The organism is Streptomyces sp. NPDC057428 (assembly GCF_042803195.1).
Taxonomy (GTDB): domain Bacteria; phylum Actinomycetota; class Actinomycetes; order Streptomycetales; family Streptomycetaceae; genus Streptomyces.
Map to the genome: position 1 here is coordinate 42894 of NZ_JBHVCT010000022.1, position 18724 is coordinate 61617.

At 69.6% G+C, this 18724-nt stretch carries 15 protein-coding genes and 3 pseudogenes; 16 read left to right on the forward strand and 2 right to left on the reverse strand.

What is annotated here, in order from left to right:
* Positions 1-126 precede the first annotated feature (126 nt).
* The 7 genes from ACFU5K_RS11855 to ACFU5K_RS11885 all read left to right on the forward strand — a co-directional run bounded on the left by ACFU5K_RS11855 (position 127) and on the right by ACFU5K_RS11885 (position 4616).
* A complete protein-coding gene (locus tag ACFU5K_RS11855) occupies positions 127-378 on the forward strand; it encodes a hypothetical protein (RefSeq protein ID WP_384059463.1) in 252 nt (83 codons plus the stop codon).
* Between the two features lie 155 nt (positions 379-533).
* Positions 534-956 carry a DUF6221 family protein gene (locus tag ACFU5K_RS11860; RefSeq protein WP_384059465.1) on the forward strand — a complete coding sequence of 141 codons (423 nt, stop codon included), beginning with the start codon at positions 534-536 and terminating at the stop codon, positions 954-956.
* Between the two features lie 124 nt (positions 957-1080).
* Complete coding sequence (locus tag ACFU5K_RS11865) at positions 1081-1314, forward strand: hypothetical protein (protein ID WP_384059468.1); 234 nt, start codon at positions 1081-1083, stop codon at positions 1312-1314.
* Positions 1315-1656: 342 nt separating this feature from the next.
* Positions 1657-2229 (forward strand): lamin tail domain-containing protein, encoded by a 573-nt coding sequence (locus tag ACFU5K_RS11870; RefSeq protein WP_384059471.1) that lies wholly within the window; start codon positions 1657-1659, stop codon positions 2227-2229.
* A gap of 178 nt (positions 2230-2407) precedes the next feature.
* Positions 2408-2905: a peptidylprolyl isomerase gene (locus tag ACFU5K_RS11875; protein WP_384059473.1), complete on the forward strand. Its 498-nt coding sequence runs from the start codon at positions 2408-2410 to the stop codon at positions 2903-2905.
* Between the two features lie 197 nt (positions 2906-3102).
* Positions 3103-3897: an SDR family NAD(P)-dependent oxidoreductase gene (locus ACFU5K_RS11880; protein WP_384059476.1), complete on the forward strand. Its 795-nt coding sequence runs from the start codon at positions 3103-3105 to the stop codon at positions 3895-3897.
* A gap of 26 nt (positions 3898-3923) precedes the next feature.
* A complete protein-coding gene (locus ACFU5K_RS11885) occupies positions 3924-4616 on the forward strand; it encodes a ribonuclease H (RefSeq protein ID WP_384059479.1) in 693 nt (230 codons plus the stop codon).
* Between the two features lie 86 nt (positions 4617-4702).
* Here the strand turns inward: ACFU5K_RS11885 and ACFU5K_RS11890 are convergent, their stop codons facing one another.
* Positions 4703-5335, reverse strand: coding sequence for an ATP-binding protein (locus ACFU5K_RS11890; RefSeq protein WP_384059482.1), 633 nt, complete (start codon positions 5333-5335; stop codon positions 4703-4705).
* 353 nt (positions 5336-5688) lie between these two features.
* On the opposite strand from ACFU5K_RS11890, the gene ACFU5K_RS11895 reads away from it, so the two are divergent.
* The 6 genes and pseudogenes from ACFU5K_RS11895 to ACFU5K_RS11920 all read left to right on the forward strand — a co-directional run bounded on the left by ACFU5K_RS11895 (position 5689) and on the right by ACFU5K_RS11920 (position 9597).
* A complete protein-coding gene (locus ACFU5K_RS11895) occupies positions 5689-5946 on the forward strand; it encodes a WhiB family transcriptional regulator (RefSeq protein WP_384059484.1) in 258 nt (85 codons plus the stop codon).
* Between the two features lie 41 nt (positions 5947-5987).
* Positions 5988-6326, forward strand: a complete 339-nt coding sequence (locus tag ACFU5K_RS11900; RefSeq protein ID WP_384059487.1) for a YkvA family protein — start codon at positions 5988-5990, stop codon at positions 6324-6326.
* A 322-nt stretch (positions 6327-6648) separates the two neighbouring features.
* A pseudogene (locus ACFU5K_RS11905) lies at positions 6649-7095 on the forward strand (ABC transporter permease); the annotation flags it as partial.
* Between the two features lie 54 nt (positions 7096-7149).
* A complete protein-coding gene (locus ACFU5K_RS11910) occupies positions 7150-8187 on the forward strand; it encodes a LacI family DNA-binding transcriptional regulator (protein WP_384059490.1) in 1038 nt (345 codons plus the stop codon).
* Positions 8187-9247: pseudogene (locus tag ACFU5K_RS11915) on the forward strand (aldose epimerase family protein). The gene ACFU5K_RS11910 and the pseudogene ACFU5K_RS11915 overlap by 1 nt, the downstream one beginning before the upstream one ends.
* 86 nt (positions 9248-9333) lie before the next feature.
* The gene (locus ACFU5K_RS11920; protein WP_384059550.1) at positions 9334-9597 is read left to right on the forward strand and encodes a hypothetical protein; all 264 of its coding nucleotides are present in this window, start codon (positions 9334-9336) and stop codon (positions 9595-9597) included.
* A gap of 263 nt (positions 9598-9860) precedes the next feature.
* Here ACFU5K_RS11920 and ACFU5K_RS11925 read toward each other — a convergent pair whose 3' ends face one another.
* On the reverse strand, positions 9861-10472 hold the full coding sequence (locus ACFU5K_RS11925; protein WP_384059493.1) for a YdeI family protein: 612 nt from the start codon (positions 10470-10472) through the stop codon (positions 9861-9863).
* 572 nt (positions 10473-11044) lie between these two features.
* Here ACFU5K_RS11925 and ACFU5K_RS11930 point away from each other — a divergent pair.
* The 3 genes and pseudogenes from ACFU5K_RS11930 to ACFU5K_RS11940 all read left to right on the forward strand — a co-directional run bounded on the left by ACFU5K_RS11930 (position 11045) and on the right by ACFU5K_RS11940 (position 18675).
* The gene (locus ACFU5K_RS11930) at positions 11045-12226 is read left to right on the forward strand and encodes a S8 family peptidase (protein ID WP_384059495.1); all 1182 of its coding nucleotides are present in this window, start codon (positions 11045-11047) and stop codon (positions 12224-12226) included.
* A 397-nt stretch (positions 12227-12623) separates the two neighbouring features.
* Positions 12624-16913: pseudogene (locus ACFU5K_RS11935) on the forward strand (discoidin domain-containing protein).
* A gap of 349 nt (positions 16914-17262) precedes the next feature.
* On the forward strand, positions 17263-18675 hold the full coding sequence (locus tag ACFU5K_RS11940; protein WP_384059498.1) for an extracellular solute-binding protein: 1413 nt from the start codon (positions 17263-17265) through the stop codon (positions 18673-18675).
* Positions 18676-18724 lie beyond the last annotated feature (49 nt).

The window sequence follows — 18724 nt, forward strand, 5'->3', positions numbered from 1 at the left end:
CGGGGGTGGAGCTCGGGTCGCCTGCGGAGCCCACCGCCGTTCCGTACCGGCCGGTGGCCCTGGCCCACGCAAGATCAGGGATGGAGCAACTGGCCGACGCCTAACCCGGCATCCCCATGGGCGCCAGTGTCGGCGCCCGCGCCTTCCTGCCGCTCATCGCCTCCGGCCGCCCCGTCGGCTCGTGCATCCTCGGCGGGCGCGGACATCGACGAGGGCATAGAGCGCCTGCGCGGCACCCTGACCGAGGTCGGCCACCTGCCCCTCGCCGAGACCGCGGACCGGGTCATCGCGCAGGCCCGGCAGGACGACGACCGCCCCGACGACATCGCGCTGCTCATGGCCGCGCGGCGCGCGCCGTCCCGCGGACTTCGGCGGTGACGGCCCGGTGCGGTGTCCGTCATGCGGAACCCGCCCGGTGCGGAGTGCGCCCACGGGGTACGGGTGAGGCATCCTCTGCTGGTCGGGCAGAACGGGTCCGTGGCGGAGCGTGTGATCCCGCCGCGGTCTGTGACGGAGAAGGATTCGGAAACCAGATGGCAGAGAACTCGGACCTGTTGGTCTTCGTGCGGGCGCGCCTCGCCGATGAGGAACGCATCGCGCGGGAAGCGGGAGGGGACGGCTGGCGTACACCCGCCGAGGCGCCGGGCGAGGTGCACGACCGCACCAGCGGCATCGCGTTCGTCGTGCGGTCGCGCGCGTACGACCGCCACATCGCCTACCAGGACCCGGCACGCACCCTGCGCCGCATCGAGACCACGAGGGTCCTCCTGGACGAGTACGAGGAGATCGCGGAGCTGGACACGGACCGCCCCGCCCAGGACTTCACCTCGGGACGGTCCGTCGGTCTCGGGTTCGTCGTCCGTCAGATGGCCGCGGAGCACGCGGGCCACCCCGACTACCGGGTGAAGTGGCTGCCGCGGTTCTCCCACTGGGGTCCGTCCGCGGATCCGGAATAGGCCGGAGCGGGGCGTACGGGGCCGACCGGACCGCACAAGCGCCCGGCCGGCTGAGTACGGGGTCCGGCACGTCTGAGTACGCGACCCGATCCCGGCTCGGCCTCCTCGCTGGTCGAATGGGGGCATGGCCCTCGACGCGCCGACGCGCCTCCGCATCCAGACGCTGACCACTGCCGGTACGGCACTGGCGTTGACCCTGCTCCCGCTGGCCGCAGGCGTCCTGCTGGCCAGGTCCATGGCCCTGGATCCCTTGGCGCCAGTGAACGCGCTGGTCATCAACGGCGGACAGCGTGCCCGTCTCGCCCCGTCCCGCCGGGTCCTGAAGGCTCGAACGCGCGAACTCCTTTCCAGGCGGTAATGGAACTTTTGTCCAGGAAAGCGCTGTCCCTTTTGTTACACGCGTCTGCCCTGGGTGGATATGGGTACTCGGGGAGCGGGGCGGGCGTGAGCGGGGCGCCGCGAACAGGTGGACGGGGTCCGGAACGGGTCGGTGCAGCGATCAACGGTTGACAGGTCTACGACCGGTGGCATCCGTGCCGAGTGCAGTCGTGTGTGACAGAAATGTCCGCACTTTGTCACACGAACCAGGGCGCCTTCCGGTCACCGCGAAAGCCGGACAAAGTTTGCGTTCCCGGCACCGACGCCGGGGTCGAAAAACGCCCGGCACCTTCGTTCCGGGCCTGCAAGATGAGGGGTTTCCATGTCCCGTTCCGCACGACGGATCACCGCCACCGTTCTCGCCTCCGGCGCCCTGCTCGCCGCAGCGGCCCTCCCGGCTTCGGCCGATGGCCGGGACCACGGCCACAACCGGCCGGCTCAGCGCTCGGCGGTCGTCCTCGGAGCGATCCAGTACGACAGCCCCGGTCGCGACAACGGTTCCAACCGCAGCCTGAACGCCGAGTGGGTCACGGTCACGAACACCGGCCGTCACTCCGTCAACCTCCGTGGCTGGACGCTGCGCGACGAGAGCGACCGCACGTACCGGTTCGACCTGCGGCTCCCGGGCCGTTCCTCCGTCCGGGTCCACACCGGAGTGGGCCGCGACACCACTCGCGACGTCTACCAGGACCGTCGCAACTACGTGTGGGACAGCCGGGACACCGCGACGCTCCGCGACAACCGCGGTCGCAAGATCGACTCGGAGTCCTGGGGGCGCCACCACGGAGGCAGCAACGGTCACCACGGCGGCATGAACAACGGTCACCACGGCGGCATCTTCAACGGTCACCACGGTGGCAGCAACCACGGTGGCGGCCCCCGCGGCAACCGCTGATCGGCACCCGTAGGGGGATACGGCATACCCCCCGAATGACACCTCAATGACACCGATGCGGCGCACCACGGCTCATGCCCGTGGTGCGCCGCACCCGTTCGGGCCGCCGCAGGGCCTCCGAGCGGCGTCGGGCGGGGTCTGTGCAACGGAGGACCCCCGGTGATGTCAGGATGGCCTCATGACCATCAAGGCGTATTTCGACATCACCATCAACGACGAGCCCGCCGGGCGGATCGTGTTCAACCTGTTCGACGACGTTGCACCCAAGACCGCGGAGAACTTCCGCGCGCTGGCCACCGGTGAGAAGGGCTTCGGCTTCGCCGGCTCGCCGTTCCACCGTGTCATCCCGGACTTCATGCTCCAGGGCGGCGACTTCACCCGCGGCAACGGCACCGGCGGCAAGAGCATCTACGGCGAGAAGTTCGCCGACGAGAACTTCACCCTGAAGCACGACAAGCCGGGTCTGCTCTCGATGGCCAACGCCGGCCCGAACACCAACGGCTCGCAGTTCTTCATCACCACCGTCCTGACCCCGTGGCTGGACGGCAAGCACGTGGTGTTCGGCGAGGTCGCCGACGAGCCCAGCATGGAGCTCGTCCGCAAGATCGAGTCCTACGGCACCCCGAACGGCAGCACGAAGGCCGCGATCGCCGTTTCCGCCTCCGGCGTTCTCTGACCTACGCGACGCGGCCCCGGCCGGATCCGCTCCGGCCGGGGCCGCGCGCGTCGCGTCTTCGACGGACGGGTCCTCGCGAGCCGCCGTAACGCGGCCCGGCGCGGCGCCCGCGCCGTGTCCTGACGGGCGTCCCCGTCCCGGAGTGCCAGGGTGTAGACGACTTGTCCACCGCTGACACGGGACGAAGGGATCGCACCATGCGTATCGCTCTTGACGGCAGGACCGCGGTCGTCACCGGCTCCTCCCAGGGCATCGGGCTCGCCATCGCCACAGGGCTCGCCGACGCCGGAGCACAGGTCGTCCTGACCGGACGCAGCAGGGAGCGGCTCGACGCGGCAGCCGGGGTCCTGAGGCACGGCGTGCCGGACGCCGACGTCCTCGCGGTCGCCTGTGACCTCGCGACCGAGCAGGGGGCGGTGGAACTGTACGACGCCGTGCCTGCCACGGACATCCTCGTCAACAACCTCGGCATCTTCGGCTCGCGGCCGCCGCTGGAGATCACCGACGAGGAATGGCGCACCTACTTCGAGACCAACGTCCTGAGCGCCGTACGCCTGATCCGCCACTACCTGCCGGGCATGACCGGACGGGGCTGGGGACGGGTGCAGAACATCGCGAGCGACTCGGCGATCGTCATTCCCGCCGAGATGATCCACTACGGGATGTCGAAGACCGCGCTGCTCGCCGTCTCCCGCGGCTTCGCCAAGGAGGCCGCGGGAACAGGGGTGACCGTGAACTCGGTGATCGCCGGGCCCACCCAGACGGGCGGGATCGAGGACTTCGTCCACGAACTGGTGGGCGGGGACCTCCCCTGGGACGAGGCCCAGCGCGAGTTCATGCGCCTGCACCGCCCGCAGTCCCTGCTGCAGCGGCTCATCGAGCCCGAGGAGATCGCCAACCTCGTCGTCTACCTCAGCTCCCCCCAGGCCTCGGCCACCACGGGCGCGGCCGTGCGGGTGGACGGCGGATACGTGGACTCGATCGTGCCCTGAGCCCTGGGGCTGGCATGATCAAGGGCATGGACGAGCGCATCATCGCCGCGTGTGACGGGGCATCGAAGGGCAATCCGGGACCTGCCGCCTGGGCATGGGTCGTGGCCGATGACCAGGGAACCCCCCGGCGGTGGGAAGCGGGGCCGCTCGGCACCGCCACCAACAACGTGGCTGAGCTCACCGCCCTGCTGGAACTGCTGAGGTCGACCGATCCTGCGGTGCCGGTCGAGGTGCGCATGGACTCGCAGTACGCGATGAACGCGGTGACGAAGTGGCTGCCGGGCTGGAAGCGCAACGGCTGGAAGACATCGGTCGGCAAGCCCGTGGCGAACCGTGCGCTGGTCGTCGGCATCGACGAACTGCTCAGCGGGCGCAGCGTGAGCTTTTTCTACGTCCCGGCACATCAGGTGGACGGCGATCCGCTCAACGCGCTCGCCGACCAGGCCGCGAGCGAGGTCGCGGTGTCGCAGCAGGCGGCGGGAACGGCGCACGGCGCGGCAGGCATGCCGGTGCCCGCGCCGGCCCGTTCGACGAAGAGCAGAACGGCCGGGGCGTCATCCTCCGGCGGGCCCGCGAGCAGGTCGCGCTCCGGCGGTTCGACGATCAGGGCCAGATTCGCCGGCCGGTGCCACTGCGGGAAACCGTACGCGGCCAAGGAGATGATCGCGAAGAATCCGGACGGATGGGGCCACCCCGAGTGCAGGGCCGCCCTTGCCTGAGCCGTCGCGCAGAGGAGTCCGGTAGGCCTTCGGCGGGCGGCCCAAGCCGGCGTAGTACGGGGCGCCGGCCCCCATGGAGACCCGCTTCAGAGATCGGCCCAGACCAGTCGGCCGGAGAGGCTGGTGCGGGTGCCCCAGCGCGTCGCCAGCGAATCCACGAGCATCAGCCCCCGGCCGTTCTCGGCCACCGACGCGAGGTCGAAGCTCTCCTCGGGCCCCCCGGTCCCGTCCAGGCCGGTGAAGGCCACAGGGCCGGGACCCTCCACAGGGCCGGGACCCTCCACAGGGCCGGGACCCTCCACGGGGCCGGCCACCATGTGAGGCCGGTCGCTCGCCACGCGGTACGGCTCGGGGCGGCGTGGCACCGGGCCGCGGGTCGAGTGGGAGACCCTGACGGGATCCCTGGGGCGCGGCAGGGCCGACATGCTCCGCCGCCCGCGGTTCCACACACAGATGCGGACTCCGCCCGGGGAACGCAGAAGGCGGCATCGGATACGCCGGCCGGCGGTGTGCTGCACCGCGTTCGTGACCAGCTCGGTCACCACCAGGGCAGCCGTCTCGATGCGCTCATCGGGTTCTCCCCAGCCGCGCATGGTCTTCTGCACCCGGTGCCTGGCTTCCGGGACACCACGGGGGAGGCGGGGTATCCACCAGGTATGTGCGCTACGCCCATTCGCATCCTCCGGCGCCAGGCGTGCGCACGTGACTATTTCCGACATGTTCGTACTCTCCGTGCAAAGTGCATGCTTTGCAAGCGACAGAATGTCCAAATAGTTCGGTATCGACGAAGAGTCTGTACGGCATGGTGCGAACGGATCCCGAGTTCGCGCCCTCGCGTGCCCGCACGCTCCGGAGCGTGCGAGGAAGGGACGTACGAGGCCCCGGTACGGTCCCGCGGTCGAGCACTGCGTCCTGGCTCCGCACTCGCGGGAACCCTGCCGGAAGCCCCTCGGAGGGTCGCGAACGGCTGAGCTCCTGGGTTTTCCGGGTTTCGATCGCCCGATGCCGGTCACGCGCTCAGTACGGAACGTCAGGAGCGACTCGGAAATCGCCTCGAAGAGGAGTGAGAGAGATGGACAACTGGCGCATGCACGCCGCGTGCCGCGAAGAGGACCCTGATCTTTTCTTCCCGATCGGCAGCAGTGGCCCCGCTCTCGTGCAGGCGGAGGAGGCCAAGGCGGTCTGCGGGACCTGCCCGGTGCGTGAACAGTGCCTCGACTGGGCCTTGGAGAACGCACAGGACGCGGGCGTATGGGGAGGCATGGACGAGAACGAGCGGCGTGCCCTCAAGCGCCGCCGCGCCCGCCGCCACGCGAGGAGCGCCGGATGAGGCCTACGGGCTCCGGCCCGCGCCGCGGGAGACGATGAGCCATGGACACCTCGGTCTGGTTCGTCGTCGGTGCGCTCGCCCTCCTGCTCACGGCGGGTGTCGCCGCCGTGCTCCTGGTACGTGTGATCAGGGCCCGGAGGCTGCTCGTCGACGCGGGAATCCCCTTGCGTAACAAGGCTCTCGTCTGGGCCGCGGTGATCTACACCGTGTCGCCCGTCGACCTGCTGCCAGACCCCGTCTACCTCGATGACATCGGCTTCCTGCTGCTCGCCCTGCGCTCCCTCCATGCCGCGGCGCACGCGGTCGGGGCGGGGCGCGGGCGGACTGCGGTGGATCCCGTGAAGCCGGGCGGCGACCTCTCGGCCTCGGGCAGCAACTGATGGCGCGTAAGCCGTTCCTTGCCCCAGAACGCCCAGCGTGGAGCTTCCGCGTCCCCGTACCGAATCCCGCCCTCGCTGCATCACCCGCGCCCGCGCGCTGACGGCGGGACTTCTCGCCGCACGCCACGGCGCGGCCGGCCCAGAGACTCGACCGAGGTGTCGTGCGTGCATATCGGCGGCGGAGCATCAGGCACCGCCGGGGCACCGACCCCGACGCTCCGGTTACGGACGCGACACATCCGTACAACGACGTGGGCAGGGTCGACGCGCGGCCCGTGGAGAGGTTCTGGGCGGAGGTCCCACCGGTCACCATGGAAGTGGCGCCACGCTGCTCGGCGCGCGCGGCCTGCTGCTCGCCATCACCGACGAGGGCGCCACCACCTACCTGGTGCCCAAGGACTCGGCCTTCGGTGAACTCGGCCTGCCCGTCGCCCGCACCAAGATCCTCGTCTACACGCTCAGCGGCCTGCTGGCCGGTCTCGCCGGAGCGCTCAACGCCGCCAGGCTGTCCTCCGGCGTCACGATCGTCGGTGTCGGTATGGAACTCGACGCGATCTCCGCCGTCGTCATCGGCGGCACCCTCCTCGTCGGCGGCGCCGGCTCGATCAGCGGAACCCTCTGGGGAGTCCTGCTGCTGGCCGTCATCCAGAACCTCATCAACCAGATCGGCTCGCTCAACTCCTCGTACCAGTCGGTGGTCAGCGGCGGTTTCCTTATCGTTGTCGTGGTGGCGCAGCGCTATCTTGCGCGCAGCCGAAGAAGCACCTGACGACGATCCGCTTGCCGACAAGAGCCATCGAGTCCAGCCGAACCAAGGAGTGCCGTGGGCGTCAGCCTCAAGGACGTTGCGCAACGGGCGGGCGTGTCCATCAAGACCGTGTCGAACGTGGTGAACAACTATCAGCACGTCACACCCGCCATGCGCGCCAAGGTGCAACAGGCGATCGACGAGCTCGGCTACCGGCCGAACCTCACCGCCCGTCACCTGCGCAAGGGCCGTACCGGCATCATCGCGCTCGCCGTCCCCGAATTCGGCAACCCGTACTTCGCGGAACTCGCGGGAGCGGTGATCGACGCGGCGGCCCGGCACGAATACACCGTCCTGGTCGACCACACCGCCGGCCTGCGCGACAAGGAGCTCCTGGTCAGCCAGGGGTTCCGGTCCCACGTGATCGACGGGCTCATCCTCAGCCCCATCCACCTGGAGACCGAGGACCTGATGGCGCGGACCGAGACGGCGCCGCTGGTCCTGCTGGGGGAGCGCGAGTACGAAGCCCCGTACGACCACATCGCCATCGACAACGTGGCGGCAGCCCGTGCCGCCGTCCGCCACCTCGTCGGCCGCGGCCACCGGCGGATCGCCTTCCTCGGATCGCGCACCGGCCGGGAACGCCAGCCGGCGCACCTGCGGCTGCGGGGCTGGCGCGAGGAGCTCGTGGCCTCCGGGATCACCCCGGACGAATCCCTCGTCGTCGTCACCGACGGCTACGGCCGTGAGGACGGCGCCGTGGGCATGGCGGCCCTCCTGGACCGGGGGGACCGTCCCGACGCCGTGTTCGCCTACAACGACCTCATCGCCATCGGGGCGATGCGGGCCGTCACCGAACGCGGACTGCGGATCCCCGAGGACGTCGCCGTCGTCGGCTTCGACGACATCGAGGAGAGCCGCTACACCACCACCACACTCACCACCATCGCGCCCGACAAGGAAGCCATCGCCCGCCTCGCCGTCGACAGCCTGGTCGAGCGGCTCTCGGGGGAGCCGTTCACCGAACCCAGGCGACCGCGCCCCGGCTATCGCCTCGTCATCCGCGAATCCACCACGCCCGGGTCCGACTCCGGCCACACCGAGGACCTCTGATGCCGCGCCCCACCGTGCACAGCACCCCGTTCGGCTCCGTCCACGGCACGCAGACCCACCTGTGGACCCTCGACAGCGGTAGCGGAGTCCGGGCCGAGGTGCTGACCTACGGAGCCTCCCTGCACCGCCTCACGGTGCCGGACACCGCGGGAGCGTCCGCCTCGGTCGTCCGGTCGCTCCCGGCGCTCGACGACTACGCGGCGAAGCATCCGTACTTCGGCGCAGTCGTCGGCCGCTACGCCAACCGCATCGCCCACGGCCGCTTCACCCTCGACGGGGCCGAGCACCACGTCCCCGCCAACGACCGCGGCCACGCCCTGCACGGGGGACCCGACGGCTTCCACACCAAGGTGTGGGACGCGGCCCCCGGTCACGGCGACGGCACCGCGTCCGTCCGGCTGTCCCTGCACAGCCCCGACGGGGACATGGGCTTTCCAGGCGCTCTGGACAGCACCGTCACCTACACCATCGACACGGCCGGGACCCTGGCCGTCGACTACGCGTCGGTCACCGACCGGCCCACCGTCGTCAACCTGACGAACCACGCCTACTTCGACCTCTCCGGCGACGGTGACGTCCTCGGCCATCTCCTCGAGGTCGACGCCGACACCCATCTTCCGGTGGACGACGACGGCATCCCGCTGGGGCGGCAGGCGGAAGTCGCCGGCACGCCGTTCTCACCGCGCCGCGCGTGCTCGGGGAGCGCCTCGGCATCGAGGACGGTCAGCTGCGGGCGGCCGGCGGGTTCGACCACTGCTGGGTGCTGAGGGACGCCGGCTCCGGTCTGCGCCGTGCCGCACGTCTCAGCGCCCCCGGCTGCGCCCGTGTCCTGGAGGTCTGGACGACCGAGCCGGGTATCCAGGTCTACACCGCCAACCAGCTCGACGGCTCCTACACCGATGGAAGCGGCCGCCGCCACGAACGGCACGGCTCGGTGTGCCTGGAGACCCAGCACCTGCCCGACTCACCCAACCGGCCCGACTGGCCCAGCACCGTGCTGCGCCCCGGCGAAACCGGCCGCAGCCGGACCGAGCTGCGGTTTCCGCATCTGCGCGGCTGAGGCCGGCCGCGCCACTCCCCTCACTCGTTTAACCCATTGGCCCATGCCCACGGTCCTCTCATGCCGTACTGGCACGACTGCGTGCCCTGCCGGGACCACCCGTCACGCACGGCGACGTCTGCACGGTGGAGGGTGTCATGCCCGCCGCCCGGGTCCACGAACTGCAGCGGCTGCTGCCGCAGATGACACGTGGCGAGGGCGTGCTGGAGACCTCCTTCGAGGACTTCAGGCGGGTCGCGGGTGCCGTTCCGAGCAGGCCGAGGACGGACCGCGATCCGCTGCACCGCAAGGCGTACCTGCTGCGCACCCTGCGCCGGGTCGGCAGGGGCGGAGGGAACGGACGGACGTGACGGACGCGTGGGTGCTCGCGTCCGTCACGCCGCGGTCACTTCAGGCAGGGACCCGCCGCCCCGATCTTCCCCCGGGGCGGCGTTCCCGCTCTCGAGGCCGAGGATTGTGCGGGATGCCGGTGCAGGTCGCCCCGCCCGCGACCGTCACCAGCGCGAAGCCGTCGGTGCCGATCACCGTCATCAGGCCCGCGAAGCCGCTGACCGGCTCATGACGGGGGCCTGTCCGGGGCGGCCCGTTTCCCGCACCCGGTGACCCACCTCGCTCAGCCGCCCCCCTCGTCCGGCGCGGGCTCCGCAGTCATCCGGTCGAGCCGAGCCGCCCTGAGCTCGGGGGACCGGGCCCGCAGGAGCTGGAGGATCAGGAGATACCGGTCGGTCCGGCCCAGCCGCTCGAAGCGTTCCGCCGCCCTGGGGTTCGCGGCGAGCGCCGCCGCGAGGTCGGACGGCACGGTGGCCTCCTTCTGCGAGGGATACGCCGCCGCCCAGCGCCCGTCGGCCTGCGCGGCCCGCACCTCGGCCAGGCCGGGTTCGCGCATGCGCCCCGCCTCCGTCAGTTCCCCGACCTTGCGGACGTTGACCAGGGACCACTGGCTGCCTCTGCGGCGGGGCGAGATCCTCTGCAGGTAGTACGTCGCGTCGAGGGACCTGCGCTGCCCGTCGATCCATCCGAAGCAGAGCGCCACTTCGATGACCTCGGCGGCGGTGACGGACTCGATCCCCGAGCTCTTCTTCGCGAGCTTCAGCCATAGTTCCGACCGCTCGCCGTGGTGCCGCTCCAGCCAGGACTCCAGGCGCGAGATCCGTTCGCAGAACACCGGATCCGCAGCGTCGCCCGCGTCCGGCCCGCTGTTCGGGCTCTTCCTCGATGGGGTCATGGTGACCACGGTAGGGACGCAACAGGTCAGGTGTGGTCCTGTAGGACCCGGCGCGCCGGTCGCGTCCCCGCGCACGGCGATGCGAAGTGTCCACCGGGTGCGGTCACGGGCGGGGTGGCGGCGCCGTGCTGGCACGGACCACCAGCCGCGTCGGGAGCCGACACCGCGGCGAGCGCGGCTGCGGCGGCGGTGGTGCTGAGCAGTCGTCTTCTGCTGATCACGAGAAGGATCTCCGTAACGACGCGACAATGAATCGTTTCAGGCACGTGAAGCTAGAGTCCTGACTGTGCCCTGTCAATAGATCTGTCGCGATGAGGGTGCTTTCGGGGTCATGTTGGCAAGGTTGCTGTGTGCGGCATTGACGGCCTCGCTGAGGCCGGTCTATGTTCGGCCGCGATGCCGAGTTGAAACCTTTCATGTCGTGGGCTGAATGGGCCCACCCCGTACCGATCGTTGCGCTGTCCGGCTGACGTGGCTCAAGGCCCTCCCGGGATGTGGACGAAAGGTCAGGTGTTCGCACGTCGCGGGCCCGACGCGGCCCGCGATCCGCCTCCACCTCAAAGGGAGACCGCATGCGCCTGCGCGCCCGCTGGGCACCTGCCGCTCTACTGCTGATCGCCCCCCTGATCGGCACCACCACGGCCACGGCCGACACCGGCGAGGCCCTCGTTCCGGTGCAGAAGTCGCCCCAGGCCGTGCCCGGGCAGTACATCGTCACCCTCGCCGCCGAGCAGGCGCCGGAGGTCATGGCCGAGCAGCTCGGGGTCAGCACCCTGTTCACCTACAGCAAGGTGCTGCACGGCTTCGCGGCCTCGCTCACGCCCGCACAGCTCGAGCAGGTGCGTGGCGCGGCGGGCGTATCGGCGGTCGAGGAGAACAGCGAGGCCTCCGTCTCGCCGCCTGCCGCGTCGTCTGCCGCCGGCCTGGTCGCGGCCTCCAGCTGGGGACAGGACCGCATCGACCAGCGGAAGCTGCCGCTGGACGCCACGTACACCGCGGCCGGCCGGGGTGAGGGCGTGACCGCGTACATCCTCGACACCGGGATCGAGGCGGGGAACACCGAGTTCGGTGCCCGGGTGGGCTTCGGTTACGACGCGGTGGGCGACGGCCGCAACGGTGAGGACTGCAACGGCCACGGCACCCATGTGGCGGGGACCGTGGCCGGTGCGACGTACGGTGTCGCCCCGGATGCCTCACTCGTGCCCGTGCGGGTGCTCAACTGCGAGGGTTCGGGCACCTGGGCCGGGATCATCGCCGGCCTCGACTGGATCGCCCAGAACGCCGAGCAGCCGGCCGTGGTCAACGCCTCCCTCGGGGGGCCGGCGTCGTCGGCGGTCGACGACGCTTTCGACGCGCTGGCGGCGGGGGGCACCCTGCCCGTGGTCGCGGCGGGCAACGAGAACCAGGACGCCTGTGACGTCTCCCCGGCCCGTGCCGACGGTGTGCTGGCCGTGGGCGCGAGCGACAAGCAGGACCGGCAGGCGGCGTTCAGCAACTGGGGCACCTGTGTGTGGATGTACGCCCCCGGTGTGAACATCGTGTCCGCGAAGCTCGGCGGCGGGTCCACCGCGCTGAGCGGTACGTCCATGGCCAGCCCCCACGTCGCCGGTGTCGCCGCCCTGTACAAGGAGCGGAACCCGGACGCGACGCCGCAGGAGGTGGCCGACCGGCTCGCCGCCGACGCGACCCCGGACGTCCTGACCGGCCTCGGGTCCGGCTCGCCCGACCGGCTCCTGTACACCGGCGGTCTCTGACCCCGTCCGACACCACGAGAGCGGGGCCCGCGTCACGCGGACCCCGCTCTTCGCCGTGCCGTGGACGTGTCGTGGCCGTGCCGCGGAGCAGCGGCTTTTCGGCACCTTGCGGCTGCACGCAAAAGACTTGCGTTTTTTGCGTAGGCCTCCGGGTGGTCCAATCCATCGTTTCTGTTCACAAGTAGGCGTCCGGGCATAGGCCTTTGCTGCGACATGGACGCGGGCTTCTATGTTCCGGTTTCTGCCGCAGCAGTGGACGCTCTCGCAGTTGTCTGCAACTCTCTGACCGCTCTACGCAAAATAGAGCTCAGTACATGCAGGAAATGGCGCCACTGAACCGCGCAGACAGAGCCGAGCTCTCGGCGCCTCCCGCGCCGAGGCCGAAGCTCGGGGACTTATGAGAGCCCAACGCTGGAGACTGCGGGCCCTTTCCGCCGTGGTCACGACCAGTCTTCTGATGATCGGATGGTCGGCGCTCACCGCGTCGGCGGCCGACGGACCCAACGTCGCCTCGGGCCGGCCCGCGGCGGCGAGCAGCGCAGGCGAGTACGTCGCCCGGAACGTGACGGACGGCAACCAGGCGACGTACTGGGACGGCACGGGCGGCGCGCTGCCGCAGTGGGTGCAGACCGACCTCGGATCCACGGCGCGGGTCGACGAGGTGAGACTGAAGCTCCCCGCGGGCTGGGAGAGCAGGCAGCAGACCCTGTCGCTGCAGGGAAGCGCCGACGGCACCAGCTTCTCGACCCTCAAGACCTCCGCCGCGTACACCTTCAGCCCCGGTGCCTCCAACGAGGTGCGGATCTCCTTCCCGGCCACGCAGACGCGGTTCGTCCGGGTGAACATCACGGCCAACACTGGCTGGCAGAACGCCCAGCTCTCCGAGCTCGAGGTCCGCGCCGCCGGGGAGTCGTCGGCCAACCTCGCCTCGGGCAGGACGCTCACCGCCAGCAGCTACACCGAGACCTACGTCCCCGCCAATGGCAACGACGGCAACCGGGCCAGCTACTGGGAGAGCATGAACAACGCTCTCCCGCAGTGGATCCAGGCGGACCTGGGCTCCTCGGTACGGGTCGACCGCGTGGTGCTCCGGCTCCCCGACGGCTGGGGGGAGCGGACCCAGACGCTGAAGATCCAGGGCAGCACCAACGGCTCGGACCTCACGGACCTGACTGCGTCCAAGGCCTACGCCTTCAACGCCGCGGGCGGCCAGGCGACGACGATCTCCTTCGACGCGACGACCACCCGCTACGTGCGGGTAAGTACTCGTCACCGCCAACTCCGTGCAGCCAGCCGCCCAGGTCTCGGAGCTGGAGGTCTACGGCCCCGCGACCGGTGACACGCAGGCGCCCAGCGCCCCCTCCGGCCTGGCGTACACCGAGCCGGCCAGTGGGCAGATCAGGCTGACCTGGCAGGCGTCCTCGGACGACACCGGGGTCACCGGGTACGACATCTACGCGGGCAACGCACTGCTGACGTCGGTGGCCGGCGGCGTCACCACGTACACCGACACCCGCCCCGCCGGCGAGAGCGTCTCGTACTACGTGCGGGCCAGGGACGCGGCGGGCAACGTGTCCGGCAACAGCAACACCGTGACACGCGCGGGCGACTCCGGTGACACGCAAGCGCCCACCGCCCCCTCCGGCCTTGCCTTCACCGAGCCGGCGAGTGGGCAGATCAAGCTGACCTGGCAGGCGTCCACGGACAACAAGGCCGTCACCGCCTACGACACCTACGCCGACAACGTGCTGCGCAAGAGCGTGGCGGGCGACGTCACCACCTACACCGACACCAGTCCGCGGCCACCACCGTCAGCTACGTGGTCAGGGCCAAGGACGCTGCGGGCAACATATCCGGCGCCAGCAACACCGTGACGCGGAACGGCTCCGCGAGCGGCGCCTCCAACCTGGCCGTCTCCAAGCCGATCACCGCCTCTTCGGTGGTTCACATGTTCGTCGCGGCCAACGCCAACGACAACTCGCTCACCACCTACTGGGAAGGTGCGGGCGGCAGCTACCCGAACACCCTGACCGTCAAGCTGGGTGCCAACGCCGACACCGAGAGTGTCGTCGTCAAGCTCAACCCCGACAGCAGTTGGGGCGCGCGCACCCAGAACATCCAGGTGCTCGGACGGGAGCAGGACGCCACTTCGTTCACCAGCCTGGCGGCCGCCAAGGACTACGCGTTCAGCCCGGCCACCGGCAACACGGTGACGATCCCCGTCACCGCCCGGGTGGCCGACGTCCAGCTGAAGTTCACGGCCAACACCGGATCGGGTGCGGGTCAGGTCGCCGAGTTCCAGGTGCTGGGCGCACCGGCCCCCAACCCGGACCTGCAGGTCACGGCGGTCAGTGCCGCGCCCGCGGCCCCCGTCGAGTCGGACGCCATCACCCTGTCGGCCACCGTCCGCAACTCCGGTGCGGTCGCCTCTCCCGCCGGCAAGCTGGACTTCCAGCTCGGCGGCTCCAAGGTGGCCACCGCCTCGGTCGGCGCTCTCGCCGTCGGCGCTTCCGCCCAGGTCACCGCGTCAATCGGTGCCCGCGACGCGGGTAGCTACACGCTGGGTGCGGTCGTCGACCCGGCGGACGAGATCATCGAGCAGAACGAGACCGACAACTCCTTCACCGCCGGTTCCCCGCTGGTCGTGAAGCCGGTCTCCAGCTCGGACCTCGTCGCGAGCCCGGTCACGACCTCGCCCTCGGCGCCGTCGGACGGCAACACGGTCACCTTCTCCGTCGCGATCAGGAACCAGGGTTCCGTGGCCTCCGCGGGCGGGAGTCACGGCATCACCCTGAGCCTGCTCGACTCCAAGGGCGCCACGGTGAAGACCCTCACCGGTGCCCACAGCGGGGCCATAGCCGCCGGTGCGACGACGTCACCCGTCCCGCTCGGCACGTGGACGGCCGCCAACGGCTCGTACACGCTGAAGGTCGTGCTCGCCGACGACGCCAACGAACTCCCGGTGAAGCGCGCGAACAACACCAGCACGGAGTCGTTCTTCGTCGGACGCGGCGCCAACATGCCGTACGACATGTACGAGGCGGAGGACGGCGTCGCGGGCGGCGGGGCGAAGGTCGTCGGCCCCAACCGGACCGTCGGCGACATCGCGGGCGAGGCGTCCGGCCGCAAGGCGGTCACCCTCGACAGCACGGGGAACTACGTCGAGTTCACCACCAGGGCGACCACCAACACCCTGGTCACGCGCTTCTCCATCCCGGACTCGGCGGGTGGCGGTGGCATCGACTCGAAGCTGAACGTCTACGTGGACGGCACTTTCCTGAAGGCGATCGACCTCACCTCGAAGTACGCCTGGCTGTACGGGAACGAGACGGGACCGGGCAACGACCCCGGCTCCGGCGCGCCCCGGCACATCTACGACGAGGCGAACGTCATGCTGGGCAGGACGGTCCCGGCGGGCAGCAAGATCCGCCTGCAGAAGGACTCGGCCAACACCAGCACCTACGCGATCGACTTCGTCAGTCTGGAGCAGGTGTCCCAGGTGGCGAACCCCGACCCGGCCACCTACACGGTGCCGGCCGGTTTCGCCCACCAGGACGTCCAGAACGCCCTGGACAAGGTCCGGATGGACACCACGGGTACGCTCGTGGGCGTCTACCTTCCGGCGGGTGACTACTCGACCTCCAGCAAGTTCCAGGTCTACGGAAAGGCCGTGAAGGTCGTCGGTGCCGGACCCTGGTTCACCCGGTTCCGGGCTCCGTCCACGCAGGACAACACCGACATCGGGTTCCGTGCGGAGGCCAGTGCGAAGGGTTCGTCGTTCTCGAACTTCGCGTACTTCGGCAACTACACGTCCCGAATCGACGGCCCCGGCAAGGTGTTCGACTTCTCGAACGTCTCCGACATCGTGATCGACAACATATGGAACGAGCACATGGTGTGCCTCTACTGGGGCGCCAACACCGACAACGTCACGATCAAGAACTCGCGGATCCGGAACATGTTCGCCGACGGCATCAACATGACCAACGGTTCCACGGACAACCACGTGACCAACAACGAGGCGCGGGCCACGGGCGACGACAGCTTCGCGCTGTTCTCGGCGATCGACTCCGGGGGCTCGGACATGAAGAACAACGTGTACGAGAACCTCACGTCCATCCTCACCTGGCGCGCCGCGGGTGCGGCCGTGTACGGCGGTTACGACAACACCTTCCGTAACATCCTCATCGCCGACACCCTGGTCTACTCCGGCATCACGGTCAGCTCGCTGGACTTCGGCTATCCGATGAACGGATTCGGGACCGGGCCCACCGCGATCGAGAACGTCTCGGTCGTGAGGTCCGGCGGTCACTTCTGGGGCACGCAGACCTTCCCCGGGATCTGGCTGTTCTCCGCCTCCAAGGTCTTCCAGGGCATCAGGATCTCGCACGTGGACATCGTCGACCCGACGTACAGCGGGATCATGTTCCAGACGAACTACGTGGGAGGACAGCCGCAGTTCCCGATCAAGGACACGGTGCTCACCGACATCTCGATCACGGGCGCACGCAAGAGCGGCGACGCCTTCGACGCGAAGTCGGGCTTCGGGCTCTGGGCGAACGAGATGCCGGAGGCGGGCCAGGGCCCTGCCGTCGGTGAGGTCACGTTCAACGGGCTGAAACTCAGCGGCAATGCCCAGGACGTGAAGAACACCACCTCCTCCTTCAAGATCAACATCTATCCGTAGGAGGCACGGTCACGGTGCGCGCGGGGTACCTCCGGGAGCATCCGGAGGTACCCCGTTCGCGTAGCCGCCTTGCAAGCAGAAGTCCGTCTCTTGCGAAAGCGGAGGCCGCGCTTCGCCTGCAAGCCCTCATGACCCTGCCGGACAAGCCGACGCCGCGCCGACGAGGTGTCGGGCCCTGCGCGGGACTGTGACGCCTCCGCCTGGCCGTGAGGTGCATGCGGAGGGATGTCAAACTTTTACGAAAACTGCGCGAGATATTGCGCTCACATGTCGCCAGTGGTTGAGTGTGCCGCGCCCCGGCAGAGAGTCGGCCGGGACCTACCGTGCACATGCCCGAAGGGGACCACCGATGAGAAGTGCTGGGATTCGCCGTACCCGCCGTGCCTCCGCGGCCGCAGTCGTCACCGCGCTCGCCCTGACCGCCCTTGCCGCCTGCGGCACGAGCAGCAGCGGCGACGGGAACGACGACTCCGGCAGCGGTTCGTCCGACCCGTCCGCGCCCCTCGACCCGAAGGCCGAGGTGACGCTGTCGATCGACTGCATGCCGCCGGCCGCCAAGGCCGCCGAGCTGCGCGAGTGGAACGAGGACGTCAAGACGTTCAACGAGAAGTACCCGAACGTCAAGATCAACGGGAAGTCCACGCCGGGCCAGTGCCTGGAGCCACCGCGCTTCACGGCCATGCTCAAGGGCAAGTCGCAGCCCGACGTGTTCTACGCGTACTTCACCGACCTGCAGCAGGTGCTGGACAACGACGGCGCGGAGGACATCTCCGCGTACGTCAACGACGCCTCCGTCCCGTCGCTGAAGGACATCCAGCCCCAGGTGCTCGACGTCGCCCGCAAGGACGGCAAGCTGTACGCGCTGCCGACCAGCAACTACACCATGGGCCTCATGATCAACCGGAAGCTGTTCACGCAGGCCGGTCTGAACCCCCACACCCCGCCGGCAACCTGGGAGGACGTCCGCGCCGCGAGCAAGAAGATCGCGGCCCTGGGCAAGGGCGTCGCCGGCTTCGGCGAGTACAGCGCCGGCAACAACGGCGGCTGGCACTTCACCGCCACGCAGTACGGCCTGGGCGGGGAGGTCGTCGACGCGAGCGGCAGGAAGGCGGCGTTCAACGACGACAAGGGCAAGCAGGTCCTCCAGCAGCTGCACGACATGCGCTGGAAGGACGACAGCATGGGCAGGACCCAGTTGCTGAAGTGGGGCGACCTCCAGAAGCAGATAGCCACCGACAAGCTCGGCATGTTCCTGGCCGCGCCGGACGACATCACCTACATGGTGCAGCAGCTCGGTGCGAAGTACGAGAACTTCGGACTCGGCCCGATTCCCGGCGCCCAGGGAACGCTGTTCGGCGGCAACAACTACATGATCAAGAAGGGCAGCTCACCCGACAAGATAAAGGCCGCCGTCGCCTGGCTGAACTTCAAGAACCTCACCCCCGGCAAGGGCCAGTTCGATTGGGCCCGCACCAAGGCCGACGCACTGCCCGTCGGCCTGCCGCAGCCGAACTTCTTCACCGGCGAGAGCAAGACCAAGGACGACGCCGACCGCGCCGCCAACGCCACCATGCCCGTCGAGAACTTCAAGGCCTTCATGGACAACCCCGTCCAGGGCAAGGCCGAGCCGCCGAAGGCCCAGGAGATCTACAAGATCCTCGACAACGCGATGTCCGCGGTCCTGACCAACGAGGACGCCGACATCGACAAGCTGCTCGACACCGCCGAGCAGCAGGTCACCCAGGTTCTGGCGAACCAGTGACGGACGTGCGGGGGCCGGGCCGGGCGGGCCCGGCCCCGCACCCGGACCG